General features: G+C 63.9%; 25 protein-coding genes. 14 read left to right on the plus strand and 11 right to left on the minus strand.

What is annotated here, in order from left to right; all coding sequences use genetic code 11:
* Window positions 1–10 precede the first annotated feature (10 nt).
* The 5 genes from G015_RS0100460 to gatC all read right to left on the minus strand — a co-directional run bounded on the left by G015_RS0100460 (window position 11) and on the right by gatC (window position 4,693).
* Complete coding sequence (locus tag G015_RS0100460) at window positions 11–427, minus strand: hypothetical protein (protein WP_018993503.1); 417 nt, start codon at window positions 425–427, stop codon at window positions 11–13.
* A gap of 100 nt (window positions 428–527) precedes the next feature.
* Window positions 528–1,424: an Hsp33 family molecular chaperone HslO gene (hslO, locus tag G015_RS0100465; protein ID WP_018137954.1), complete on the minus strand. Its 897-nt coding sequence runs from the start codon at window positions 1,422–1,424 to the stop codon at window positions 528–530.
* An 18-nt stretch (window positions 1,425–1,442) separates the two neighbouring features.
* Window positions 1,443–2,876 carry an Asp-tRNA(Asn)/Glu-tRNA(Gln) amidotransferase subunit GatB gene (gatB, locus tag G015_RS0100470; protein WP_020145982.1) on the minus strand — a complete coding sequence of 478 codons (1,434 nt, stop codon included), beginning with the start codon at window positions 2,874–2,876 and terminating at the stop codon, window positions 1,443–1,445.
* A 10-nt stretch (window positions 2,877–2,886) separates the two neighbouring features.
* Window positions 2,887–4,338, minus strand: a complete 1,452-nt coding sequence (gene gatA / locus G015_RS0100475) for an Asp-tRNA(Asn)/Glu-tRNA(Gln) amidotransferase subunit GatA (protein WP_018137956.1) — start codon at window positions 4,336–4,338, stop codon at window positions 2,887–2,889.
* A 67-nt stretch (window positions 4,339–4,405) separates the two neighbouring features.
* On the minus strand, window positions 4,406–4,693 hold the full coding sequence (gene gatC / locus G015_RS0100480) for an Asp-tRNA(Asn)/Glu-tRNA(Gln) amidotransferase subunit GatC (RefSeq protein WP_018137957.1): 288 nt from the start codon (window positions 4,691–4,693) through the stop codon (window positions 4,406–4,408).
* A gap of 143 nt (window positions 4,694–4,836) precedes the next feature.
* Between gatC and G015_RS0100485 the strand changes: the two genes are divergently transcribed.
* From G015_RS0100485 to rnd, 5 genes are all read left to right on the plus strand, one after another.
* A complete protein-coding gene (locus G015_RS0100485; protein ID WP_018137958.1) occupies window positions 4,837–5,883 on the plus strand; it encodes a rod shape-determining protein in 1,047 nt (348 codons plus the stop codon).
* A gap of 128 nt (window positions 5,884–6,011) precedes the next feature.
* Entirely contained in the window at window positions 6,012–6,944 is a 933-nt protein-coding gene (gene mreC, locus G015_RS0100490) for a rod shape-determining protein MreC (protein WP_155987365.1), read from the plus strand.
* Window positions 6,941–7,432, plus strand: coding sequence for a rod shape-determining protein MreD (gene mreD, locus G015_RS0100495; RefSeq protein ID WP_018137960.1), 492 nt, complete (start codon window positions 6,941–6,943; stop codon window positions 7,430–7,432). Before mreC ends, mreD begins: the two co-directional genes overlap by 4 nt.
* A gap of 97 nt (window positions 7,433–7,529) precedes the next feature.
* Window positions 7,530–7,832: a DUF1244 domain-containing protein gene (locus G015_RS0100500; RefSeq protein ID WP_020145983.1), complete on the plus strand. Its 303-nt coding sequence runs from the start codon at window positions 7,530–7,532 to the stop codon at window positions 7,830–7,832.
* Window positions 7,825–9,000 (plus strand): ribonuclease D, encoded by a 1,176-nt coding sequence (gene rnd / locus G015_RS0100505; protein ID WP_018137962.1) that lies wholly within the window; start codon window positions 7,825–7,827, stop codon window positions 8,998–9,000. Before G015_RS0100500 ends, rnd begins: the two co-directional genes overlap by 8 nt.
* 36 nt (window positions 9,001–9,036) lie before the next feature.
* Here the strand turns inward: rnd and G015_RS0100510 are convergent, their stop codons facing one another.
* Window positions 9,037–9,474: a hypothetical protein gene (locus G015_RS0100510; RefSeq protein ID WP_018137963.1), complete on the minus strand. Its 438-nt coding sequence runs from the start codon at window positions 9,472–9,474 to the stop codon at window positions 9,037–9,039.
* Window positions 9,475–9,502: 28 nt separating this feature from the next.
* Between G015_RS0100510 and G015_RS13810 the strand changes: the two genes are divergently transcribed.
* Window positions 9,503–10,093 (plus strand): SprT-like domain-containing protein, encoded by a 591-nt coding sequence (locus G015_RS13810; protein ID WP_081601194.1) that lies wholly within the window; start codon window positions 9,503–9,505, stop codon window positions 10,091–10,093.
* Between the two features lie 27 nt (window positions 10,094–10,120).
* Here G015_RS13810 and waaA read toward each other — a convergent pair whose 3' ends face one another.
* Genes waaA through G015_RS0100525 form a run of 3 tightly spaced genes read right to left on the minus strand, consistent with a single transcriptional unit; the run spans window position 10,121 to window position 12,541 of the window.
* Complete coding sequence (gene waaA / locus G015_RS0100515; protein WP_018137964.1) at window positions 10,121–11,386, minus strand: lipid IV(A) 3-deoxy-D-manno-octulosonic acid transferase; 1,266 nt, start codon at window positions 11,384–11,386, stop codon at window positions 10,121–10,123.
* Window positions 11,387–11,399: 13 nt separating this feature from the next.
* Window positions 11,400–11,945, minus strand: coding sequence for a D-glycero-beta-D-manno-heptose 1,7-bisphosphate 7-phosphatase (locus tag G015_RS0100520; RefSeq protein WP_018137965.1), 546 nt, complete (start codon window positions 11,943–11,945; stop codon window positions 11,400–11,402).
* Entirely contained in the window at window positions 11,942–12,541 is a 600-nt protein-coding gene (locus G015_RS0100525) for a D-sedoheptulose 7-phosphate isomerase (RefSeq protein WP_020145984.1), read from the minus strand. Before G015_RS0100525 ends, G015_RS0100520 begins: the two co-directional genes overlap by 4 nt.
* Before the next feature lie 189 nt (window positions 12,542–12,730).
* Between G015_RS0100525 and msbA the strand changes: the two genes are divergently transcribed.
* From msbA to G015_RS0100555, 7 genes are all read left to right on the plus strand, one after another.
* A complete protein-coding gene (gene msbA / locus G015_RS0100530) occupies window positions 12,731–14,551 on the plus strand; it encodes a lipid A export permease/ATP-binding protein MsbA (protein WP_020145985.1) in 1,821 nt (606 codons plus the stop codon).
* A gap of 71 nt (window positions 14,552–14,622) precedes the next feature.
* Window positions 14,623–15,630, plus strand: a complete 1,008-nt coding sequence (locus G015_RS0100535) for a lysophospholipid acyltransferase family protein (RefSeq protein ID WP_020145986.1) — start codon at window positions 14,623–14,625, stop codon at window positions 15,628–15,630.
* Between the two features lie 28 nt (window positions 15,631–15,658).
* Entirely contained in the window at window positions 15,659–16,714 is a 1,056-nt protein-coding gene (locus G015_RS0100540) for a glycosyltransferase family 9 protein (protein WP_020145987.1), read from the plus strand.
* Window positions 16,707–17,840 carry a glycosyltransferase gene (locus G015_RS0100545; RefSeq protein WP_020145988.1) on the plus strand — a complete coding sequence of 378 codons (1,134 nt, stop codon included), beginning with the start codon at window positions 16,707–16,709 and terminating at the stop codon, window positions 17,838–17,840. Before G015_RS0100540 ends, G015_RS0100545 begins: the two co-directional genes overlap by 8 nt.
* A gap of 129 nt (window positions 17,841–17,969) precedes the next feature.
* The gene (locus G015_RS13580) at window positions 17,970–18,845 is read left to right on the plus strand and encodes a sulfotransferase domain-containing protein (RefSeq protein WP_051088991.1); all 876 of its coding nucleotides are present in this window, start codon (window positions 17,970–17,972) and stop codon (window positions 18,843–18,845) included.
* Between the two features lie 67 nt (window positions 18,846–18,912).
* Window positions 18,913–20,067, plus strand: a complete 1,155-nt coding sequence (locus G015_RS13815; RefSeq protein WP_083925111.1) for a glycosyltransferase — start codon at window positions 18,913–18,915, stop codon at window positions 20,065–20,067.
* A complete protein-coding gene (locus tag G015_RS0100555) occupies window positions 20,064–20,966 on the plus strand; it encodes a sulfotransferase (RefSeq protein ID WP_028490859.1) in 903 nt (300 codons plus the stop codon). Before G015_RS13815 ends, G015_RS0100555 begins: the two co-directional genes overlap by 4 nt.
* Before the next feature lie 36 nt (window positions 20,967–21,002).
* Here G015_RS0100555 and G015_RS0100560 read toward each other — a convergent pair whose 3' ends face one another.
* Both G015_RS0100560 and G015_RS13820 read right to left on the minus strand, forming a co-directional pair.
* Window positions 21,003–22,085 carry a glycosyltransferase gene (locus G015_RS0100560; protein ID WP_028490860.1) on the minus strand — a complete coding sequence of 361 codons (1,083 nt, stop codon included), beginning with the start codon at window positions 22,083–22,085 and terminating at the stop codon, window positions 21,003–21,005.
* A 127-nt stretch (window positions 22,086–22,212) separates the two neighbouring features.
* Window positions 22,213–23,253: a phosphotransferase gene (locus G015_RS13820; protein WP_028490861.1), complete on the minus strand. Its 1,041-nt coding sequence runs from the start codon at window positions 23,251–23,253 to the stop codon at window positions 22,213–22,215.
* A gap of 481 nt (window positions 23,254–23,734) precedes the next feature.
* On the opposite strand from G015_RS13820, the gene G015_RS0100575 reads away from it, so the two are divergent.
* Complete coding sequence (locus G015_RS0100575; RefSeq protein ID WP_020145994.1) at window positions 23,735–25,126, plus strand: O-antigen ligase; 1,392 nt, start codon at window positions 23,735–23,737, stop codon at window positions 25,124–25,126.
* Window positions 25,127–25,181: the final 55 nt, after the last annotated feature.

The following is a 25,181-nucleotide window of genomic DNA, read 5'->3' on the forward strand; positions in this document are numbered from 1 at the left end:
GCACGCTGAGTCAGGCGCTGGAACGGGGCCGGAAGGCGACCACCTGGCCACGGGGGATACGCTGATCCTCCTGGGCCAGGGCGGCGGTCAGGCGGTCGGCCATACAGTTCAGGGCGCGATTGGTAACCATGGGCGCCATGGAGTGGTAAAGACGCAGCTCGCAGGCCACCGGGCGATGCAGGTTGTGCCGGTGGGCGGCGCGGAAGGCCGTCCAGGCCACCACCGGCATATCGTTGAGCACACGATCCACCACAACCCAGGCATCCGGCTGCAGGATCAGGTCCAGGTGTTTGAGGATTGGCAGGGGCAGACGGATCTCGGGGCCCAGCCGCCGCAGGGCCAGGGCCACCTGGTTGTAATAGCGGGCCTCGACCTGCCATCCGGGTCGGGTATCCAGGGTGGGAATCTCGGTATGCCGGGAATACATGACCAGCCCCCCGCCAGGGAAACACTGATGCCATTACTATCTCTATAGCAAAGACTGTCTCTCGGCGGGAAGATTCCGTGTCCGGTTTATTTGCACCCGGCTACTGGCGCGTGTCGGGGGTTGGCGGCTGGGCTGTCTGGGTGGCGCAGAGGGCCTCGGCATCCACCGGGTCGAAGTGGTATTGCGCGTTGCAGAACTCGCAAGTCACCTCGATCTTGCCCTGCTCCTCGATGATGCCGCGGATCTCGTCCTGCCCGAGGCCGCGCAGGGTCTCGGCCACCCGCTCGCGCGAGCAGGGGCAGTGGAACTGAACCGGGGTCCCGTCGAACAGGCGCACGCGCTCCTCGGCGAACAGCCGGCCGAGCAGCGTGCCGGCATCCAGCTTCAGCATCTCCTCGGGGGTGGTGGTGTCGGCCAGGATGTTCGCGCGGTTCCAGTCCTCGGAGTCACGCGTGACTGCATGACCACCCTCACCCGGTACCGCCTGCAGGAGCATCCCGGCCGCGGACTGACCGTTGGCCGCCAGCCACAGCCGGGTGGGCAGCTGCTCGGAACGTTCGAAGTAGACATTCATCGCATCCGCCAGGGTCTCGCCCTCCAGCTCGACCACCCCCTGGTAGCGCTCGCCGCCATCGCCCGGGTCCAGCGTCAGCATCAACCGGGCGTTGTCGCCGGCACACTGGGCCAGCGTCGCATCCTCGGGGGGCGTCTCGCGAAAGCGCGCCAGGCCGCGCAGCCGACCCTGGCCATCGGCCTGGGCCACGATCATGTGCACGGGACCAGTGCCGGTGATTTGCAGGATCAGTGAACCATCGAACTTGAGCGTGGCGGCCGTCAGCGCCACGGCCGCATAGGCCTGCCCCAGGAGGTCGCGCACCACCGGCGGATACTCGTGGCGTTCCAGCAGGGCCTGCCAGGCCGCGTCCAGGTGTACCCATTCGCCACGCACCCCGGCTTCTTCCAGCATGAAGCGGTGCAGGGTGTCGGTTTCAAGCATGAAGTCCGCAGCCCTGCATCATCCGTCCAGCTTGGCCTTCAGGCGCTCGTTCACCTGAGCCGGGTTGGCCTTGCCCTGGGTGGCCTTCATCACTTGGCCGACAAAGAAGCCAAACAGCTTGTCCTTGCCACCACGGTACTGCTCCAGCTGCTGCGGATTGTTGGCCATCACCTCGTCGATGATCGCGTCGATCGCGCCGGTATCGGTGATCTGCTTGAGCCCCTTGGCCTCGATCACGGTGTCGGCATCGCCCTCGCCGTTCCACATCGCCTCGAAGACCTCCTTGGCGATCTTGCCGGAGATGGTCTCGTCCTGGATGCGCGCCAGCAGCCCGGCGAGGCCCTCGGCGTTCACCGGGGCGTCGGCCAGCTCGACCTCGGAGCGGTTCATCGCGGCGGAGAATTCGCCCATCACCCAGTTGGCGGCGATCTTCGGCGCGCCACAGCCGGCGGCCACGGCCTCGTAGAAGTCGCCCATCTCGCGCGCGGCGGTCAGTACACCGGCGTCGTAGTCGGACAGGCCGTACTGTTCGACGAAGCGGGCGCGCTTGGCATCCGGCAGCTCAGGCAGCCTGGCACGCACGGACTCGATGAAGGCCTGGTCCACGACCAGCGGCAACAGGTCCGGGTCGGGGAAGTAGCGGTAGTCGTTGGCCTCTTCCTTGCTGCGCATGGAGCGCGTCTCGTCACGATCCGGGTCGTACAGGCGGGTCTCCTGGACCACGCTGCCACCACCCTCGATCACGTCGATCTGGCGCTCGATCTCGTGATTGATCGCGCGCTCGACGAAACGGAAGGAGTTCAGGTTCTTCAGCTCCGCACGGGTACCGAACTCGGTCTGGCCCTTCGGCCGGATCGAGACATTCGCATCACAGCGGAAACTGCCTTCCTGCATGTTGCCGTCGCAGATATCGAGATAGCGCACCAGCGAGTGCAGCTTTTTCATGTAGGCGACGGCCTCTTTCGCCGAACGCAGTTCCGGCTCGGAGACAATCTCGATCAGCGGCGTACCGGCGCGGTTGAGGTCGATGCCGGTCATCGACTCGAAGCCCTCGTGCAGGCTCTTGCCGGCGTCTTCCTCCAGGTGCGCGCGGGTTACCCCGATGCGCTTGATCGTGCCGTCCTCCAGCTCGATATCCAGATGCCCCAGCCCGACGATCGGCAGTTCGAACTGCGAGATCTGGTAGCCCTTGGGAAGATCCGGGTAGAAGTAGTTCTTGCGCGCAAACACCGACCGCGGCGCGATCTCGGCGTTAATCGCCAGCCCCAGCATCACGGCCCGCTCGACCGCGCCCTGGTTCAGCACCGGCAGCACGCCGGGCATGCCCAGGTCCACCGCGCAGGCCTGGCGGTTGGGCTCGGCGCCGTAGGCGGTCGGCGCCCCGGAGAAGATCTTGGAGACGGTGTTGAGCTGGGCGTGAATCTCCAGCCCGATGACGGTTTCCCATTCCATGCGGCGATCCTCAGGCGAAGGCCGCCGGCACACGGGTGTGCCAGTCGGTTTCTTGCTGGTACTGGTGGGCAACGCCGAGCAGGCGCGCCTCGTCGAAGTAGTTGCCGATCAACTGCAGGCCCACCGGCAGGCCGTCGATCTCGCCGGCCGGCAGCGACATCGCCGGCAGGCCCGCGAGGTTCGCGGCAATGGTGTAGATGTCCGACAGGTACATGCTGACCGGATCGGCCTTGGCGCCCAGGGCGAACGGCAGCTCCGGCGTGGTCGGGCCGAGCAGGACGTCGACGTCCGCGAATGCGCTGCGGAAGTCGTCGGCGATGATGCGGCGGACCTTCTGCGCCTTCAGGTAGTAGGCGTCGTAGTAGCCGGCGGACAGCACGTAGGTACCGACCATGATGCGGCGCTTCACCTCGTCGCCGAAGCCCTCCCCGCGCGAGCGGGTGTAGAGGTCCATCAGGTCCGCGGGGTTGTCGCAGCGGTGGCCATAACGCACGCCGTCGAAGCGCGCGAGGTTCGAGGAGCACTCGGCCGGAGCGACCACGTAGTAGGCCGGCACCGACAGGTGGCTGTTCGGCAGGCTCACCTCGCGGATCTCGGCGCCGCGGCCCTTGAGCACCTCGACGGCCGCGTCGATCACGCCGCGTACCTTCTCGTCCAGGCCCTCGCCGAAAAACTCCTTCGGCAGGCCAATGCGCAGACCCTTCAGGTCCTGGCTCAAACCGGCGGTGAAGTCCTCGGCCGGGCGCTCGACGCTGGTGGAGTCGCGCTCGTCGAAACCGGCCATGGCGTTCAGCATCAGGCCGCAGTCCTCGGCGGTCGCGGCCATCGGCCCACCCTGATCGAGGCTGGAGGCAAAGGCGATCATGCCGTAGCGCGACACGCGCCCGTAGGTCGGCTTGAGCCCGGTAATGCCGCAGAACGCGGCCGGCTGACGGATCGAGCCGCCGGTGTCGGTGCCGGTCGCCCCCGGCACCAGGCGCGCACCCACCGCCGCGGCGGAGCCACCGGAGGAACCGCCGGGGACGCGCTCGGTATCCCAGGGATTGCGCACCGGGCCATAGAAACTGGTCTCATTGGACGAACCCATCGCAAACTCGTCCATATTCGTCTTGCCGAGCATCACCGCCCCGGCGGCGTTCATGCGCTCGACGACGGTGGCGTTGTACGGCGAGACGAACGGATCAAGCATGCGCGAGCCGCAGGAGGTCCGCACGCCTTCGGTGCAGAAGATGTCTTTCTGGGCGACCGGCACGCCCAGAAGCGGGGTCTGCTCACCATTGGCCAGGCGGGCATCGGCCGCTTCGGCCTGCGCCAGCGCGGACTCGGCGGTCACGGTAATAAAGCTGTTGAGCTGCGGATCGAGGCGCTCGATCCGGTCCAGATACAGCTGGGTCAGCTCGCGCGAGCTGATCTCGCGGGCCTGGAGCTTGCGCGCCCAGCCGGACAGGGTTTCCTGGGACATGGTTTCGGGAACTCTTGTCTAATAAAGCGTGATGAAATCGGCGAAATCGGCCAGCGGTGCCCGCGGCTTACTCGATCACGCGTGGCACCAGGTAAAGCCCACCCTCGACGGCCGGCGCAATCGCCTGGAAACCCTCGCGATTGTCGGTCTCCGTGACCGCGTCCGGGCGCAGGCGCTGCTCGGCATCCAGCGGGTGGGCCATGGGTTCCACGCCCTCGATGGGGGCGCCGTCGAGCTGCTCGACAAAATCGAAGATATCGCTCAGACCGCCGGCAAATTCGCGGGCCTTTTCGTCGCTCATCGCCAGACGAGCGAGGTGCGCGATGCGCTGAACTTCGGAGGCTTCTACAGACATGATCGGCAAGGGCCCCTGTATCAGTCGATGGTGATGCGGAATGCGGCCGGCAAACTTACCACAAAGCCGTTATTGCCCAAACCCCGGGCAGTTGCTAGAGTCTCGGGCTTTCCCGCCCGACCACCAACGCAGGTTTCTTCTTCATGCTCAAACGCCTCCTGGGGTTGTTCTCCAACGACATCTCCATCGACCTCGGCACTGCCAACACCCTTATCTATATGCGCGGCCAGGGGATCGTCCTGAACGAGCCGTCCGTGGTCGCGATCCGGCAGGACCGAGGCCCGGGCGGCCCGCGCTCCATCGAAGCCGTGGGGATCGAGGCGAAGAAGATGCTGGGGCGCACGCCGGAGCACGTGGTGACCATACGCCCGATGAAGGACGGCGTGATCGCCGACTTCACCACCACCGAGAAGATGCTGCAGTACTTCATCAAGAAGGTGCACGAGCGGCGGATCTTCCGGCCCAGCCCGCGGGTACTGGTCTGCGTGCCCTGCGGCGCGACCCAGGTGGAGCGCCGCGCGATCCGCGAATCCGCGTTCGGCGCCGGGGCGCGCAAGGTCTACCTGCTGCAGGAACCGGTGGCCGCGGCCATCGGCGCCGGCATCCCGCTGGATGAGGCCGTGGGCTCCATGGTGCTGGACATCGGTGGCGGGACCTCCGAGGTCGCGGTGCTGTCGATGAACGGCATCGTCTACTCCGAGTCCGTGCGCATCGGCGGTGACACCTTCGACGAGGCGATCATGTCGTATGTGCGCCGGAACTACGGCGTGCTGATTGGCGAGGCCACCGCCGAGCGTATCAAGCATGCGGTCGGCTCGGCCTATCCAGGCAAGGAGCTGCTGGAGATCGAGGTCAAGGGCCGCAACCTGGCTGAAGGCGTGCCGCGTTCGTTCACCCTGAACTCCAACGAGATCCTCGAGGCCCTGCAGGATCCGCTGTACGGAATCGTCTCCGCCGTGCGCACCGCGCTGGAACAGACCCCGCCGGAACTGGGCTCCGATGTCGCCGAGCGTGGCATCGTGCTGACCGGCGGCGGCGCCCTGCTGCAGCAGATCGACCGCCTGCTGATGGAAGAGACCGGCATCCCGGTGGTCATCGCCGACGACCCGCTGACCTGTGTGGCGCGTGGCGGCGGGCGTGTGCTGGAGATGCTCGACGAGAAACAGGTGGACTTCCTGTCCATGGAGTAGACTCCGGGCTGGATCGGGGGATGGGGTGTCGCCCCGCATCCTGGGAAATTGGTGGGGCTCTTCCCATCGCACCTGCCAACCGCGGTGCCGCCCTGACCCAATCACGACCCGCAACCGGAGGTTAAGCCATCAGCAAGCCGCTGTTCAGACTGGGTGTATCGCCCACTCTGCGCCTGCTCGCGGTGATCCTGCTGGGTGTCGCGCTGATGGCGCTGGATCACCGACTGAACGAGCTGCAGACGGTGCGCAATGCGCTGTCCACGGTGGCCTACCCCCTGCAGGTCGCGGTCGATGCACCGATCCGGGCGGGCAGCCGGCTGCTCGAGTCCTTTACCAGCCGCGAAGACCTGATTACCGAGAACCGCATCCTGCGCGAAGAGAACGCTGAGCTGCGGGCCCGCCAGTTGCGCTTCGATGCGCTGCAGATGGAAAACGACCGCCTGCGCGCACTCCTGAACACCGCCGAACGGGCACAAGAGCGCGTCGAGATCGCCAAGCTCCTGGCCGTGGACCTGGACCCCTTCCGCCAGCAGATCGTGCTCAGCAAGGGCAACCGGCACGGTGTCTACCCGGGGCAGCCTGTCATCCACCCCGATGGCGTGATCGGACAGGTCCTGTCCACCCAAATGACCAGCTCCACCGCGCTGCTGATCTCCGACCCCGGCCACGCCTTGCCTGTGCTCAGTGCCCGTACCGGCCTGCGCGGCATTGTCGTCGGCACCGGCAACCCGCGGCGCCTCGAAATGCGGCACGTACCGCCCCAGGAGGACATCGAGGAGGGCGACCTGCTGCTGACCTCCGGGCTCGGCGGGCGCTTCCCGCCGGACTACCCGGTCGCCCGAGTGACCTCGGTCGAACGCCAGCCGGGACAACCCTTTCTTGATATCCAGGCCGAGCCTCTGGCGGCCCTGGACCGCTCGCGCGAGGTCCTGCTGCTGTGGACCAGCGAACGTCCGGACGCGGACACCGATACCCGCCCGGAAGAAGAAGGGGAAACGACCGAACGGGAAGCAGAACCGGAGGGCGAGGCCGACATTCCGGGGGCGGCTGAGAACCCATGAACCACACGCTGGGCATCCCCTGGCTAATCGCCCTGACCCTGGTCGTCGCGCTGGCCCTGGCCATCGTGCCCATACCCGATGCGCTGCCCCCAGCCCGACCTGAATGGCTCCTGCTGGCGCTGGTGTACTGGATCATGGCCTTCCCTCAGCGCTTCGGGGTGCTGACGGCCTTTGTCATGGGGTTGCTACTGGATGCCCTGTACGGCCAGTTGCTCGGGCAGAACGCCATCGCCCTGGCGGTGGTGGCGTACATCGTGCTGCAGATTCATCCACGCCTGCGTGTTTACCCCGTCTGGCAGCAGGCCATCGTGGTGGCCGTCCTCACGGCGCTTTACAAGCTCCTGGCCCTGTGGCCACAGGGCGCGATTGGACTGCCGCCCGACAGCGCCTGGTATTGGGCGCCGGTGGCGACCAGCGCACTGGTCTGGCCGTTGATCTTCGTGCTGCTAAGGGACATGCGGCGGCGCTGGCTGCTCCACCTGAGCTGAACACGGGCCACCCGTTCTGGTCGAACGCCCCCAAAAGCGACTCATGCGCGAGCGTGTACGTTGATCACTAGTCCCCTGACGAATGGAGAGAGACACGATGGACCCGAAGACCCGCACCGAAATCGAGGCCGCTGTATTCCAGCGCCTCTTGCAGCATCTTGATGAACGCAAGGATGTGCAGAACATCGACCTGATGAATCTCGCCGGTTTCTGCCGCAACTGCCTGTCCAAGTGGTACGTCGCCGCCGCCGAGGAACGCGGCGAGTCGATCGATTACGAGGAGGCCCGCGAGATCGTCTACGGCATGCCCTACAGCGAATGGAAGGAGCGCTACCAGAAGGAGGCGACCGCCGAGCAGAAGGCGGCTTTCGAGGCGAGCCAGAAATCGACCCATGCATGACCACGGACTGATCGAGACGCCCGAGGCCCTGCAGGCGTTTCTCGATTCGATCACCGGGACGGACTGGATCGCGCTGGACACGGAGTTCCTGCGCGAGAAGACCTACTATCCGCAGCTCTGCCTGGTACAGGCCGCCACGCTGGATCAGCTCGCCTGCATCGACCCGCTACGCCTCGACATCCAGCAGCTCGCCCCGCTGTTCCGGGACGCGCGCATCACCAAGGTCTTCCACGCCGCCTCGCAGGACATGGAGTTGCTGTATCGCGAGCTGGGGTTTGTGCCCAGCCCCGTGTTCGATACGCAGATTGCGGCCAGCATGCTCGGCTACGGCGAGCAGGTCGGCTATGCCAACCTGGTCAAGAACGTGCTCGATCGCGATCTCGACAAGAGCCAGACCCGGACCGACTGGTCCCGGCGTCCGCTGAGCGCGGACCAGATCCGCTATGCCGCCGACGACGTCCGCCACCTCGCGACACTGTTCAACCGCCTGCTGCACGAGCTGGATACCCACGACCGCATGCACTGGCTGCGCCCGGAGATGGAGGCGCTCAGCAATCCGGCCCTGTACGAACCGGACCCGGAACAAAGCTGGCAGCGCGTATCGGGGGTCAAGCGGCTGAAGCCCAAAGAACGCGCGGTACTCAAATGCGTCGCGGCCTGGCGCGAGCGTACCGCGCAAAGCAGCAATCGTCCCCGGCGCTGGGTGCTGTCCGACGACCTCCTGCTGGACATCGCACGCCGCACACCGGCTGATACCCAGGCTTTGCGCGAACTGCGCCAGTTCCCCGGCGGCATGAAGCCCGACCACATCGAATCGCTTCTGGCCGCCATCCGGGAAGGCCAGGCCCTGCCACGCGAGCAATGGCCGCATTTGCCGGAGAAGCCGCGCCTGAGTGAGCGTGACGAGGTGCTGGTCGATATCGGCATGGCTCTGCTGCGCGAGTGTGCCCGCGAACACCAGATCAGCGCCGCGGCGATCGCGCAACGCAAGGATGTGATCGAACTACTGAAGAGCGACGGCACGGAAGGCCGCCTGGCGAGTGGCTGGCGCCGGGAGATTGCAGGTCAGACCATCCAGCACTGGTTCAGCGGCGAGAGCCGCCTGGCCTGCAAGCCCAGTGGTGAGCTTGATATGGAACCCGTTAGCGAAACGATTGCGACGGAATAGCCGCCGCAATCGTCGCAAGATGCAGATGCAACCCGCTCAGGCCGCGGATTTGTACACACCACGGCGCGGGGACTTCAGACGTCCCTGGCGCTTGAGGTAGGCAAGCGTTTGCGAGATGTTCTTGGTATCCAGGCCGGCCTTCTCGGCACGCTCCTTGATCTCCTTGGTCGCCATCTCGGATTTCTCCGCCACGATCTCGACCAACTGCTGACTGACCGAGCTGCCGCCCCGGCCACCACGGCGACCACCACCAGCACGACCGACACGGCCGCCCAGTTCACGGATCTGGCGCTCAAGCTCGTTGAGTTCTTTGCGATGACGCGCGATCATCTCTTTGCGCTTTTCCATCAGCTTTTCGCGCTTCTTGCGGCGCTCGGCGTCCTGGCGCTCGGCTTCTTCCTTTTCCCGCTGACGGGCCAGTGCATACAGCTCTTCGGCGGAAAGTTCGGAGGCCTTCTTGCTATCCAGACTCATTACTCGTCTCCTCGTTCGGAACTTCTCAATGACCAGAACGGCTTCCAACTCCTCGCACGCCCTGGACGGCACATATCGCACGGGTGAATATGATAAAAATGGAAGTAAATTACAAGAGCCGAGAAATAAATTAACACCCGAAGAGGAATCGAAAATCCGACAAAAGGTGTGCGGCTTTTACATTAAGGCGCATCCGGAACAGTCGAACACGATTCCAGAAGTTCTTTTTAACCTGCGGGGCAAAGCCGCCGGACAATGGCGACTGCGCAACGGGCACGAGCAGCTACGGTTCAACCCCGAGGCGTTCTGTCAGGACTGGGATTCACACTTCCCGGATACCGTCGCCCACGAGGTGGCACACTCGCTCGTGTACCGGACGTCCGGGTTACGCCGCGTACGCCCTCACGGCCCGGAATGGCGGGCCTGGATGGAAACGTTCGGCTGCCAGCCACGCGTTACGCACAACACCCCCCTGAAAGGCAGAAACGTCAGGACCTATACCTACCGTTGCGCCTGCCAGACCCACGCGCTGAGTGCGCGTCGGCATTATCTGATTCAGCGGCGCCGATACCGCTATGAATGCCGAGAGTGCGGACAGCGACTACAGCAGGAGAAATAAAGATCATTAGAAAACCTGGCGGGGCGGTCAATGCAGATCATGCAACCGGCTTTCCAACTCGGCCAATACGCGCTCCACTGCGCCACGCCCCTCCTCGATCACCGTGCGCGCCGCATCACCCATGGTTTTCCGACACTCGGAATCTCCCAGCAAATCCGCGACGGCGCGGCCCAGCGCCTCGGCATCCTGCACACGCCACAAAGCGCCTCGCTCCTCGAGGCGCTCGACTGCGAATGTAAAATGCTCGGTGCTGGGCCCCACAAGCACCGGCCGTCCGAGTGCGGCGGGCTCGAGTACATTTTGCCCTCCCAGGGGAACCAGGCTGCCCCCGACAAAAGCGGCATCCGCAGCACCAAGGTAGGCCCCAATCTCGCCGATCGTATCGCCCACCAGCACATCCAGCGGCGGCCCCGGACATTGCGTGCGCCTCCCGACCGAAAACCCGGCTTGCCGGGCCGCCTCGAAAGCCACGTCAAAGCGATCGCGATGGCGCGGCACCCAGAGCAATAGGGCGTCGGGATGGGATTCGCGCACCGCGCGATGGGCCTCGAGCACGGCCTCTTCCTCGCCTTCCCGCGTACTGACCGCCACCCAGACCGGCACGCCTTCAGGCGCAACAGTCGCACGCAGATCCGCCGCCTGCTCATGGCCGGGCGGCAATGTGCGATCGAACTTCAGGTTCCCCACCACCTGGACACGCGCGTTCGGCGCCCCCAGCTCGCGAAAGCCCCGGGCGGCCGACTCGTCCTGGGCCAGGATCTTCTCGGCACGCGCAAGGGTTTCCCGCACCAGAGGCTGCAGACGCCGGTACCGCTTGATTGAGCGTGGTGATAGCCGCGCACTCACCACCCAGAGCGGAATACCGGCCTGTTCGCAGGCACGATAGAGATTGGGCCAAAGCTCGGTCTCGACGATCAGCGCGACGGCCGGACGGGTGCGCCGCAAGAATCGGCGAACGGCCCCGGGCAGGTCCAGCGGCAGATAGGCGTGCTGGACATCCCTCCCGAGAGCCGCTTCCACCCGGGCGGCCCCCTCCGGTGTCGTGGTCGTCATCAGGAGCGCATGCTCCGGATAGCGGCTACGCAAGGCACGTGCGAGCGGTACCGCCGCCTCCACCTCGCCCACCGAGGCGGCATGGAGCCAGATGGTGCCGGATGTTAGCGGCTCCCCGGCTCCCAGCCATTCGCGCCAGCGGGCCACTGGTACCGCGTTTGTCCGAGCGCGGCGCACCAGCCGCGCCAGCAAGGCCGGAGAAGTCAGTCGCAGGAGGGCCGTATAGAAGATGTGGCGCATCGCGGCTAGCGGCTCAGTCGAGCCACGCAATGGCCTCGGGCAGGGTGCGGATACGGATGTCTCCGTCTTCAGTGGGCAGCGGTTCCGCGCCCGAGGGATCAAACAGCAATCGGGCGCCGACCCCGGCGCGCCGCGCGGCCTCGAGATCGGACGCGCGATCCCCGACGAGCACCGAACCAGGGAGATCCAGATCCAAGTCATCCCGCGCCCGCAACAGCATGCCCGGCTCCGGCTTGCGATCCGGACAGGCCCGACGATAGTCGGGCTGCGCATCATGGGGATGATGAGGGCAGTGGTAGACGGCCTCGATGCGGCCACCGCGCTCGGCAAAGCGCTCGCGCATCCAGTCCGTCAGCTGCCGGAAATCGCTGTCGCCGTAATAGCCGCGGCCAATCCCGGACTGGTTGGTGACGACCACCACCGGCCAGTGCCGGGAAGTGGCGGCCGCCACCAGTTCGAAGATGCCGGGGACGAACTCGACCTGGTCAGGGCGATGCACGTAGCCATGGTCGACATTGATCACCCCGTCGCGGTCGAGAAACAGGGCGCGCGCACTCACGCCGACCCCGAACGTTCCTGATCGGCCACCAGCGCATCCTCGACGATCCCGCACAACAGATGCCCGATCAGCCCGTGGACCTCCTGAACCCGCGCGGTAGCGGCATCGGGCACCCGCAGCACATGATCTGCGGGATGCGTCTCCGGCAGCCCCTTCTCGCCGGTCAGGGCAACCGTAACCAGCCCACGCTTGCGCGCCATCCCGATGGCCTCGAGCACATTGGGCGAATGCCCGGATGTGCTGATCCCGACGAATACATCACCCGGTTGCCCCAGCGCCTCGACCTGACGCGAGAACACATGCTCGTATCCAAAATCGTTCCCGATCGCCGTCAGCACCGAGGTGTCGGTCGTCAACGCGATCGCCGCCGCCCCCGGGCGCACCGCCCGATAACGACAGACAATCTCCGCCGCAATGTGCTGCGCATCCGCCGCGCTGCCACCATTGCCCGCCAGCAGCACCTTGCCGCCGTCGCGGATGCACTGCAGCCAGCGCCGCCCGACCGTCTCGACCTCGGCTACAAACGCCCGGTCTTCAGCCAGCCGCCCGAACAGCCGGCTGGCCGCAGAAAGCTCCGTTGCTACCCTGTTCTGCAAGATCGTTCCCCGCAACCGCAAATCCCGGAGTATAACGCCGCAAGCACGGGCACTGACGAACCACAGGCGAAACCGACGACCAGACAACACAAGCCTCTGGTAGCATGGCGCGCTCTCGTTGCCAAAGTCCGAAGCTTTACGACGACACTCGCCCCCTGATCGACGCAGCTCCCTTGAAGGATCTCTTGGATGAACGCCAAGCCGAAACATCCTCAACTGGCTCAGCCGACGGCCGGCGAATCCTGGACGCTGTACAAGCGCATTTTTGCGTTCGTAAAACCGTACTGGCGCCTGGGTGCACTAGCGATTGTCGCGATGATCCTGGCAGCACTGGGACAGACTGCGTTCGCCTGGGTCATTCAGCCCCTTGTTGACGGGACATTCATCGAACAAGACCCGGATGCGCGCATTTGGGTGCCAGCTGCACTGATCGGTATCTTTCTGTTTCATGGGCTGACTACTTTTGCCTCTGACTACAGCGTTGCCTGGATCGGCCGAAAGGTCGTGAAGGACATCCGTCAGGCGGTATTCGAACAGTATCTACACCTCCCTTCGTCTTTCTTTGACCGGAACTCACCGGGGACTCTGCTTGCCAAGCTGACGTACAACGTCACTCAGATCAGCGCAGCTGCGTCCAAGGCAATCGTCGTGCTGATCCGCGACTCGTTCACGGTACTGTTCCTGCTGGCGTACATGACGTATCTCAGCGGGTGGCTCGTGCTGATTGTATTTACCCTCGCGCCGATCGTTGGGGTAGTGATCGCCAGTGCCAATCGAAAATTCCGCAAGATCAGCCGGCGCATGCAACGCTCAACCGGAGACTATGCCCAGATCGCGGAGGACGGCATTCGCGGGCAGGCCGAGGTCAAGATCTTCGGCGCCACGGATTACGAGGCGCGCCGGTTCGAAGAGACCAACGAAAAATTCCACCGCCAAGCCATGCGCCACAAAGCGGTCCAGGCGGCCGCACAACCCCTTTCGCAATTGGGGGCCATCATCGCGCTTGCCGTGATCGTATATCTGGCAACCATGGATCTGGTTCTCCAGACCATCACTCCTGGCGGGATGGTTTCATTCATCGTGGCCATGGTACTGATGCTCCCGCCCCTCAAACGCATCGTGGGAGTGAACGCTGAAATCCAGAAGGCTCTAGCTGCGGGGGAAAGCGTATTCGAGGTACTCGACACGCCCGCAGAATCCGACCACGGTCAGCGCCCGCTGGACCGCGCACGGGGGCACATCGAATTCAGGCATGTAGGCTTTCGCTACCCCACAAGCCACGAACAGATACTGAAGGACATCAACTTGACCGTTGAACCCGGCCAGACAGTCGCCCTGGTCGGCCGGTCCGGCAGTGGCAAGACCAGCCTTGCACGGCTACTGCCCCGCTTTTACGAGATCGAGGAAGGCGAGATCCATCTGGATCGCCACCCGATCCAGGAATACCGCCTGCGCGACCTGCGGGCACAAATGGCCCTGGTGAGCCAGCACGTCGTGCTGTTCAACGACACCCTTGGCCACAACATTGCCTACGGGCTCAATCGCGAACCCTCGCTGGACGAGTTGCGCGAGGCGGCGCGCGCCGCTAACGCCATGGATTTCATCGACGAACTGCCGGACGGCTTTGACACCATCGTCGGCGAGAACGGGGTCATGCTCTCCGGTGGGCAGCGCCAGCGGGTCGCCATTGCGCGGGCGATCTTGAAGGACGCCCCGATCCTGATCCTGGACGAAGCCACTTCGGCACTGGACACGGAATCCGAGCAGAAGATTCAGAATGCGCTGGAGCGGTTGATGGAAAACCGCACCACGCTGGTCATCGCCCACCGGCTGTCCACCATCGAGAATGCCGACCGCATCGTGGTACTGGATCAGGGCCGCATCGTCGAGGCCGGCACCCACGCCGAACTACTCAATCGCAAGGGCCACTACGCCGCGCTGCAAATGGCCGAGTTCGAAGAAACGCCCGCGTCGACAGATCACGCGGATGACGATGACCCCGCTCCCTGAACCGGGCATCCGCCTATGCGATGTACAATGTGCTGCTTCCGACCCTTACCTGACAGGATCTACTCGGCGCGATGAAAGGCCCGCGTAGCGACAACGCCTTGCACCCGTCCAACTGGGGCCAGACCACTGCGATCGCCGCTCTGTGGTTCATTGCGCGCCTGCCGTGGCGCTGGGCCATTGGACTGGGCGAAGCGTTGGGCATAGCGCTCTACCACGTCGCGAAATCGCGCCGCTACGTCGTACGCCGGAATCTGGAGATGTGTTTCCCGGAGCTGTCGGAGTCGCAACGGGAGAAATGGGTCCGTGCCAACTTCCGCTATACCGGGCGCGGCGTGGCCGAAGTCGCCCTCGGCTGGTTCGGCGGCAAGGCCGTTGACCGGATTCCCTGCCGAATCGACGGTCTGCACCATCTGCGCGCCGCAGCCGAGGAAGGCATTCCCGTGATTCTGCTATCCGGCCATTTCAGTTGCATCGAACTGGCCGGAAGACTGTTCGGCCAGCACGCCGAGATGGCCGTAATCTACAAGCCGATGGAGAAAAAGCCAGTACTCGAACGCGCCATGAAACAGGGGCGCGAGAATAGCCTGAGCCGTGCGATATCCAAGGATGACATCCGCGGCATCCTGCGTACCCTCAAGTCCGGTGTCCCTGTCTGGTATGCGGGCGACCAGAACATCCGCCGTGCCGAGCAAGTCTTCGTTCCATTGTTCGGGATGACGGCCGCGACGACCACTGGGCTTCCCCGTCTGGCACAGATGGGCCGCGCACGGGTGTTGCCGCTGTTTTATCACGTCAACTCCGAAGGCGACGGATACGAGATCGAGATCGGCCCCCCAATCGAGGCCTACCCAAGCGATGACCGAACCCGAGATGCCGCTCGCATGAACGAGGTGCTCGAAGAAGCCATACGCGCCAACCCACAGCAGTATTTCTGGGCCCACCGACGCTTCAAGACCCAGCCCGAGGGATCCCCGGACCCCTATCCGGCCATTCGCAGCAAACACATCGGCCGCCTGCCGTGGCAGAAAAACAAGCGCAAAACGAAGAAAAAGCGGAAGGCGTCCGGTGACGGCTCCTGACGAGTCAGCCACGGCCCCATCGCACCCGATGCCGCCCCGGGAGATCGCCCTGCTGCGCCTCTCGGCGCTGGGCGATACCACCCATGTAATCCCCGTCGTGCGATCGTTGCAAAAGGCCTGGCCCAGCACCCGCATCACCTGGATCATCGGGCGCCTCGAATACCAGTTGCTGGGAGACCTGCCCGGGGTTGAGTTCGTCGTGGTCGACAAGGCGCGGGGGCTACGCGCCTACACAGACCTCCGGCGCGCCCTGAAGGGCCGCCAGTTTGATGTCCTCCTGCAGATGCAGGTCTCCCTGCGCGCCAGCCTGATGGGAATGCAGGTTCCGGCACGGCGCAAGATCGGGTTCGACCGCGAGCGGGCACGCGACTTCCAGTGGCTGTTCACTCGGGAGCGTATCGCCGCCCGGCCGCGCCAGCACGTCCTCGACGCCTTCTTCGGCTTTGCCGAGGCACTAGGCGTGCAGGAACGCGACCTGCGCTGGGATATTCCGATCCCGGCTAGCGCGAGGGAATGGGCCGATCGGCACCTGCCCACCGACCGCCCCGTCCTGGTCATCAACCCGTGCTCCAGCGCGCGCTTTCGCAACTTTCGCAACTGGGCCGCCGAACACTACGCGGCCGTCGCCGAACACGCCGTGGAACACCACGGCATGACCGTCGTGCTGACCGGCGGCCCCACCGAACTGGAGCGGGGCTATGGCGAAGCCATCGCCTCCGTCTGCCGCCACTTTCTGATCAACCTGATCGGGACGACCAGTCTCAAACAACTACTGGCGGTGCTCGAACGGGCTGACGCGGTGGTCTCACCCGACTCGGGCCCGGCCCACATGGCCAATGCAGTCGGCACACGCGTGATCGGCCTCTATGCCGGCTCCAATCCCGAACGTACGGGGCCGTACTGCAGCCGCCAGTGGGTCGTCAACGCATACCCCGAGGCCTGCCAGGCGGCCTTCGGCAAGCCACCGGGGGCGCTGCGCTGGGGACAGCGGGTCCGCGACCCCGACGTGATGGACCGCATCAAGGTCGCGGACGTTACCGCGAAACTGGATTCACTGATGGAAGAGAAGACGACCAATGCCTGAAACCCCATCGTCCCGGATTGCCCTGCTGTTTGCCACCTCGGGACATAGCGGCGTCGACCGAGTGGTCGCCAACCTCGTCCGGGAATTTGGCCACCACCCTCTGGAATTCGATCTGCTGACCCTGCGCGGACACGGCCCTTATATCGACGACCTGCCCCCCAACGTGCGTCGGATACCGCTGCACGCCGCCCATCGCAACACGGCTCTGCCCGCCCTGATCGCCTACCTGCTGCGCCATCGCCCGCAGGCGCTTTACACCGCCAGCCACCGGCTTAACCGCACCGCACTCCTGGCACGCCGCCTGGCCCGGCCCGGCATGCCCGTGGCAATCCGCATGGGCATGTCCATCAGCGCCACCCTCGCCGAGATGAAGCCCCACCGCGCTCGACGCCTCCAGCGCTCGATGCAGCGCTGGTATCCGCAGGCGGACGCCGTCATCGCACCCTCGGAGGGAGTTGGGCAAGAGCTGGGCACTCTCGCGGGCGTGTCTGCCGATCGGCTCCATGTGATCCCCAACCCGATCGTAACCCCACGCCTGCACGAACAGGCCAGAGAGCCCACCGGGGAACCCTGGCTGGATGACGAGAACCGGGAAGTCCCAGTCATCCTTGGCACCGGCTCGCTTAAACCACGCAAGGACTTCGCCACCCTGATTCGGGCCTTCGCCGAAGTGCGCCGACAGCGGGCGGCGCGATTGATCATCCTCGGCGAAGGTGGCGAACGCGATGCGCTGGAAGAGCTCGCCCGAGAACTGGGTGTGCAGCAACACCTGCGGCTACCAGGGTTTCGCCCCAACCCCTATGCCTGGATGTCCCGGGCCGACGTATTTGCCATGACGTCCCGCCGAGAAGGCTCTCCCGCAGTTCTGATCGAGGCGCTCGCCTGCGGTACGCCAGCCCTGACCACAGACTGCCCCTCTGGCCCTGCTGAAATCCTGGATAACGGCCGCCTCGGACCGGTCGTGGGGGTGGCGGATCCCGAAGACGTGGCCCGCGGGCTCGTGCAGTTACTCGACGCGCCGCCGTCACCAACGAGCCTGAGACAAGCCGTAGCACCGTTCAACGCATCCCTGTCGGCCGTGAGCTACCTGAAGGCCCTGGACCTCGCGCACGAGGAAACCGGGTAACGAGTCCGTCCCGAACAGTCTGGCGATATCCGCGGCACTGGCCTGTCCGTGGGCCACTGTGATGTAATCGGCCCGGCCCGCGAGGTCCGCTATTGGCCGCCGACTCAGGATTCAGGAAACTACTAGCCCATGGGCGCCATCGTTCGAAAACGCGGCCCTTTTCGCCGATCAGTTCAAAAAGCCCGCCGCGCCTGGCGCCGATGGCGCGCAGACGTGCACCTGATTTCCTATCCCAAATGCGGCCGAACCTGGCTCGTCTTGATGATCGGCCGCGCCATCCAGCTGCATTACGGACTGCATAACCGGAATCTGCTCAAGCTGCGCCACTTCGTCCGCCCCTGGCGTGACATCCCCTACATCCTGCAGCATCACGATGGAGGCCCGGAATTTCTCCTTCCGGAAGAGCTCTCCGACGACAAGTCTGAATACCGTGGACGCAAGGTCATCTTCATGGTCCGCGACCCTCGCGATGTACTGGTTTCCTCCTATTTCCAAAAGACGCGACGCAACCTGAACTACGAGGGCACCCTCGAGGAATACGTTCACGAACGCCGGGGTGGCATCGAAACCATCACGGCCTTCTACAATATCTGGGCCCGGAATCGGGACGCACCGAAAGCTTTCCTCCTAGTCCGCTACGAGGATTTTCACACCAATCCGGCGATGGAGCTCAGACGGGTACTGGATTTCAGCGGGCTTGGCCATATTCCAGACACCGTCATCGAAGAGGCCGTGGAGTACGCCCGCTTCGACAACATGCGCAAACTGGAATCGACTAATGCCTTGGGCACCAGCGCCCTGGCCGCACGCGACCATCAGGACGAAGCCAGTTACAAAACCCGCAAAGGCGAAGTCGGCGGCTACCGCGAGTATCTCGATGGTGCCGCCCTCGAGCTCGTCGACCAGGTCATTGGGGAGCAACTCGACAACATGTACTCCGACTATATAGCCCCAGCATCCGATGATGACCCACTCCATCGGTACTGGACACCCCTTACGGAATAGCTCTTGAGATCATTTTGATCTCAGTGATGAACCCAGAACCTCAGAAAAAGAAACCACAGCCCGTGACATGAATGTAAAACCCCCACAGGCCCCACTCATCGTGATCTTCGGCTCATTCAGAGATCACGGAGCAATCCAAGACACCCTCGAAAAAATGATCGATAAATGGGTGCAATGGGGTTGCAAAGTCGAAATTGTTTCATTCCGCGAAGGAGAGGGCTTCTACTCTGGCCCATACCCCATTCAGCACGTGCACCTCAAAGTTCGGCACAGGATAACGGCCACCATTGGACTCTGGGTCTATCTGCGACGGAAGAAACCGGCTGCAGCCATGGCTTGCACGCATATAGCAAATACAATACTCGCCAGCACGAGGAGTCTTCCCGGGAAATCCCCAAAAATAGTACTCGGGATACACCAAAATTATGCGGACTCCAAGAAAAATGACAGCCGCCCCCTGAAACAGAAAAACAAGATAAGGGAAATAAAAAAACACTACCCCTCTGCCCACGGAGTAATAACCGTTTCTCACGGCATTCGAGAGTCCCTCGAGAAAAAACATCAAACGGAAGGGATAAACTTTAAAACGATATACAACGGAATCCTGACAGACAAGATCCACGAACTGGCAACACAAAATCCGAACCACTCGTGGCTCCAGGAAGAAAAGTCGGGCCCGGTGATAGTAACCGCAGGCCGACTAACCGAACAGAAAGACCAAAAGACGCTTCTTGAGGCTTTCAAGATAGTACTTCACAGAGCCCCTTCGGCCCGACTCATAATTTTAGGGGAAGGCAACCAGCGCGCCGAACTCGAAGAACTGGCCAGACACCTAAAAATAAGCCAAGAAGTCGACATGCCAGGACACAAAGAAAACCCATACCCCTACATGGAACGAGCTGATGTTTTTGCGCTCTCATCCCGGTGGGAAGGCTTGGGGAATGTCCTGATTGAGGCCTTGGCACTCAGCACGCCGGTGGTTGCCACCGACTGCCCGAGTGGCCCTCGCGAAATTCTCGCGGACGGGTGCTACGGGACGCTCGTGCCGCCCGGGAAGCCGGAAGCGCTGGCCGAGGGCTTACTCAAAGTCTTGCAAGGCAACGCACCTCAATTTGATCGAAACGAGGCTATCGAAAAATTTCGCGCGGAATACGCCGCGCGCGAGTACCTAAATTTCATGGGTATTACACCCCCGAACTCCAGGCCGTGGACACCAGAATGAACACCAAAACCCGAGCACCGGTCATAATTATCGGCATGCACCGCTCGGGCACCAGCCTGCTGACCCGGGTTCTGCAGCAGGCCGGATTCTTCATGGGGGTCGGTGCCAGCCGCAACGAAGAGGCGGCCTTCACCAACGCGATCAACGCCTGGCTCTTCCGCGAGGCCTCCGCGAGCTGGGACCGCCCCGAATCCTTCGACTGGCTGCTGGAAGACGAAACGCTCAGGCCCTGGCTGCTGGACTACATGGACGGGATCATCCGCGGCCCAGCCAGTCTGCGCTTCCTCGGGATCCGCCGAGGCCTGCGCGGCGGTATGCCCGGACAGACTCGTCCCTGGGGCTGGAAGGATCCGCGCAATACCTACACCCTGCCGCTGTGGCTGGAACTGTTCCCTCAGGCGCGGGTCTTGCACATCACACGGCATGGCGTAGATGTCGCGGCAAGCCTGCGCGCCCGCCGCCGCGGCGTTTTCGACAAGCGGGTGCGCCGCTATCGATCAATGCGTGCTTGGTATCGCAACCATCCCGGCGCCCCGACACGTCGCGGCTTCGCACCGCAGGTGCGATGTCACACACTAGAGGGTGGCTTTTCCCTGTGGGAAAGCTACCTGCAGCGAGCCCGGGAGCATGTCCGGTCTCTGGGTCCCAATGCCATGGAGATCGCCTACGAGGACCTGCTGAGAGATCCGGCGCGGCTGCTGCCGCAGGCACTGGAGTTCTGTGGCTGTCCCCACGATATCGGACGGATGACCGCAGCGGCCGCGGGTTTCCGGGCCGACCGGGCCCACGCCTGGCAGCATAACGAAGAGCTGCGCGCCTTTGCCGCCAGCGTGGCCGACCGCCTGGCCCGGCTCGGTTATGCCCCGCCTGCCGTGAACGCCCCGGGCAGAACCGGATAACGGCGGCCCAGCGAGGCGTCACGACCTCGCCGCAGGTCACTCGGCCTTCACGAGCCCCATGACCTGCGCATACCGAAGGGCGACGCGGTCGCTGCGGAAGCGATCCAGACCTTCCCGAATCCGCTCCTCGCCGGGCGGGTCTGCCAGTGTCGACTCCAGGGCCCCGGCCAGGGCACCAGCGTCTCCTACCGGCACAAGCGGTCCGATCCGGCCGTGCTGGAGGATCTCGGCCGGACCTGAGGGGCAATCGGTCGCCACCGCCGGCGCACCGGCCGCCAGGGCCTCGATCAGGACGTTGCCCAAGCCTTCGTAACGCGAAGACAGGCAGAAGACCCCGGCCCGGGCGAAATAGGGCAACGGATCCGGCACATACCCGGGAAGGTCGACGGCCTCCGCCACCCCCAGCCGCCGTGCCTGCCCCAGCAGGGCTTCACGCAGGGGCCCCTCGCCCAGGATCACCAACCGCACCGAACGCCGTTCGCGCACCCGGGCGAAGGCATCCAGCAGCGTGGCAAAATCCTTCTGTGGTGTCAGGCGCCCGGCCCCGACAATGACTGGCGGTCCATCACCGGCAAACCAGGGATGACCCACGGGCGCCTTCACGCGCTCGGGAATATCCGGGGTTACGGTCGGGTTGTAGATCACCTCGATCCGGTCGGGGTCCACGTCAAAATGCTCGATCAGATCATCCCGGACGCCTTCGGAGATTGCGATGATCCGGTCGGCACGCCGGTACAGCCAGCGCGCCGAGCGGCGCTTGAACCTGCGTCGCAATGTCTGGCTGGGGGTGTTGGTCACCTTCACGAACACCGGCGACGGCACCCACCCCAGCATACGCCCCAGCACAGCCACCTTGGCCGAATGGTCCTTGGCGGTCAGCACCGCCGCGGGTGGATCCTGCCGCAGCAGACGCCGCAGCTTGAACAGACTGTCGAATTTGCCCCGGCTGCGCAGATCCACCACCTCCACGGCCGACGGGAGTTCTTCCGGATAGGGCACCTCTCCGCCACGGGTCAGAACAAGCCGGGGCAGGATGCCCAGTTGCAGGAATTCCCGACAGAGGATCAGCATCTTGCGCTCGATCCCGCCCCAGGCCTTGAAGGGCGCAAAAATCACCAATCGCGGGTTCAATTCTGTTCTCCCTATTGCAGGCTGGAGCGAAGACCCGCCCGCTCCATACTCGGTCTCGTGTACACATCCTGCCTGAATTCAGGAGATCCCGATCTTCCCGAAGTTCTGCAGGGGGTTACCTCCAGCCGCAGTCGGCCCGCATGATTTCGCAGGCCCCGATGAATTTCTTCCGGCGCTTGCGCGAAGGTTTCCGGGCGAACTGCGGACGAAACGCGTGGGCCAGGGCATTTGCCAGCAAGACACCCTCACGCCCCTCGGGGTCCCAGGTCTGCCCCGCGGCAGCCCAGACCTCGGCCAGAGGCGGGTCGAAATGGCCGACCAGAAAGGCTCGGCGCAGAAACTGATCGGCGGCATGGGAACCGCGTAAAACGGTCAGGGCATCAAAAAAGAAAGGGACCGACTGCACCGTTTCCAGATCGATGAGGGTTACCGAACCGTCGGGCAGTACGAAAATGTTGCCGCTGTGACAATCCGCATGGCTCGCAAGCAGCGGACATCCCTGCAGCAGGTTTTCCCAGCGAGCGCGATGCTCCTCCACCGCCCGAGAAAGCCATTCCGGGAGGGCCCAGCGATCTAGCTCCTGGCTAACCGTAGCCAGATCAAACCGACCCTCCCATCGGCCGGCGTGCACGCTGCACATTTGCAGCAGGTCGCGATACGCCGTTTCCCAGGCCGCCTTGGGCACCGCGCGCATCATCGTGCCCTCAACAAAGGATTCGGTTACGCCGGCGAAGCCTCGCGGCAGATCCGCCAACGGTTCCAGGCGCGGGCACCGATACGCCGATGACAGCCAGCGCGCGTTTTCCAGCAACCCCTGTACACGTTCGATATCTCGCGTAACGCGCAGAACACGTTTGCGCGTGCGCTCTACCAGAAGGGTCCAGGCACCTCGGTCAATCAGGGTGTCAAACCCCGGATCCTCCCCCTTTGGGCGAATCGTCACACGGACCGGCGGATGACCCCGCTCGCCCTGGCCGGGCAACAGGGTGTCACGCAGATGCTGTTGGTAGGCGTCGGGTTCCCCGTCCGCCCCCGCGGGCAGCCACGCCAGCGGCCCCTCCAGCCGCCAGTCGCCGGGAACAAGACAGCGCTCCAGCGCCCGCAACAGTCCGGCCACTTGACGCTGCTCTCTCCAGCCTTTCCAGAAAACCTTCATGCGACCTGTCCCGTTTGCCGCCGCTCTAGATCAATAAGGTCCAGGTAGGCCACAACTGCGGTTTCCGTGCGAAACCGACGCACCGCGTCTTCCCGGTAAAGATGCCCCTCGCCCCGAAGCACGCGATCGAGCCCCTCAGCCACTGCCTCCGGACCCTGCATCGGTATCAGAACCCCGTCGCGAAAGGTCACGAGCTCCGCCGGCCAGCCATCCCGGGTCCAGATATGGGCCTGGTTCACCAATCGCCGGTAGGCCCCACCCCGCGGCCGAAACATCCCCGAAAGGACGATATCTGGCATGCTGTCCCCAGCCATATGTCTGGAACCGGACTCTAGGCTCCGTGAATTCCGCCGCCATGATACAGCGGCCGACCGCTCAAGGCCCGCCTCCGACTCCAGCGACGCATCCCCCTGCGCCCCACGGGAAACACTGGCAAAATGCCACCCTCTCAAACCCCGCCCTTGGCAACGCCGGCCCATCCATGATGAACATCCATGCCCCTGCATCCATACGGAACTTTCTGCCCGAGGATACCCTCGGCCTCTGGGCCGTCGGAGCCCTCTACGCGGGTGCGTTCGTGGCTCCCCTGTCCATCTCTCTGGGACAGGCTTTCCAGCTGCTCCTCCTGATCCTCGGGATCCTGTTCGTTCGTCGCAACTGGGCATATCTGAAAGGGTCCCCTCTGATCTGGCTCCCTGTCGCTTTTGCGGCTTACGTGGTCCTGCGGACGGTATTTGCAGCCTTGTTCGAACGCCCGGATCTCGCCACCTCACATTGGGACGAGATGGCCACCTGGATGAAGACCGCGATCGTACCCGTGTTGATCTATGGTCTCGCCCTCGCTGCCACGGGAAACTGGCTCCGCCATGGTCTGGTCACAGTAGCCCTGCTGATGGCCGGCTACTGTGTCTATCTGGCAATGCACCTCTCGCCCGCGGACCTGGTGGCAGCCCTCCAGACCACCGATCGGTACAACATGGAACTGGGGTTCCGATCCTCGGCCATCAAGCTCCCGGCCATCATTACGGGCCTCGTAATCACAACCGTTTTCTTTTTCGCCACACTGTCGTCTGCGACCTCACAAACGCGATGGTCCCTTCTGCTCGGCAGCAGCCTGTTTTCCCTGGCGCTTCTTGCTTTCTTCATCGCCTCGATCATCGCAACCAAGAGCCGCAACGGCTGGCTCACTCTGGCGATTGCCCTGGTTGCGGTCCTGGCGTTGAGCATCTGGGCATATCGCAGAGATCTCCACCGCATCCGGGGAGCACTGCTGGGCGCGATGGTGGCGATGCTGCTCGCCGCTGGCACACTGACAACCTTCAGCTGGGACCACATCAGTGAACGCTGGGAGCAGACGGCCGATACGGTACAGCAGACGATCGCTCTGCCTTTTCACGGGAACGTCGAAGAGCTGGAACGCGATTCCGTGGGCATCCGGGTCGCCTACTGGGCATTTGCATGGGAACGCTTCCTCGACCGTCCACTGGTCGGCCGGGGTGCCGCAGACCAGCGCCACTTAACCGAAGAATTCCCGATTCCGCCCCAACTTGAGGATCGCGACGACACCTTCCACAACTCTCATCTCGACATCCTGGTCCGTTTCGGTCTTGTCGGGTATGGCATGATCGCCATCTTCACGGTCTTCCTTGCCGTAGCCGCGTGGCGCATGCTCGGCGTAGCGGGCGGCACTCGTGCTATCGGGATCTACACCCTGGCCTTCCTACCGGCGCTGTTTTTCTGGGCCATGAATGCTCAACTCCTGCATCGATATACCATGGAGCACTTCTACGGTCCGATCCTGGCTCTATCCTTTGCATTCGCAATATCGGAGATGCTGACCAGGAACAAACCCGAGTCACCCCGGCCATCATGATGCGTCCTTTTCCCGGGACACCGGAACGATGGAATCCGTATCCGGATATCGGGAC

It is taken from the genome of Thioalkalivibrio sp. ALJ15 (assembly GCF_000383695.1).
In the GTDB taxonomy this organism is placed as follows: Bacteria; Pseudomonadota; Gammaproteobacteria; order Ectothiorhodospirales; family Ectothiorhodospiraceae; genus Thioalkalivibrio.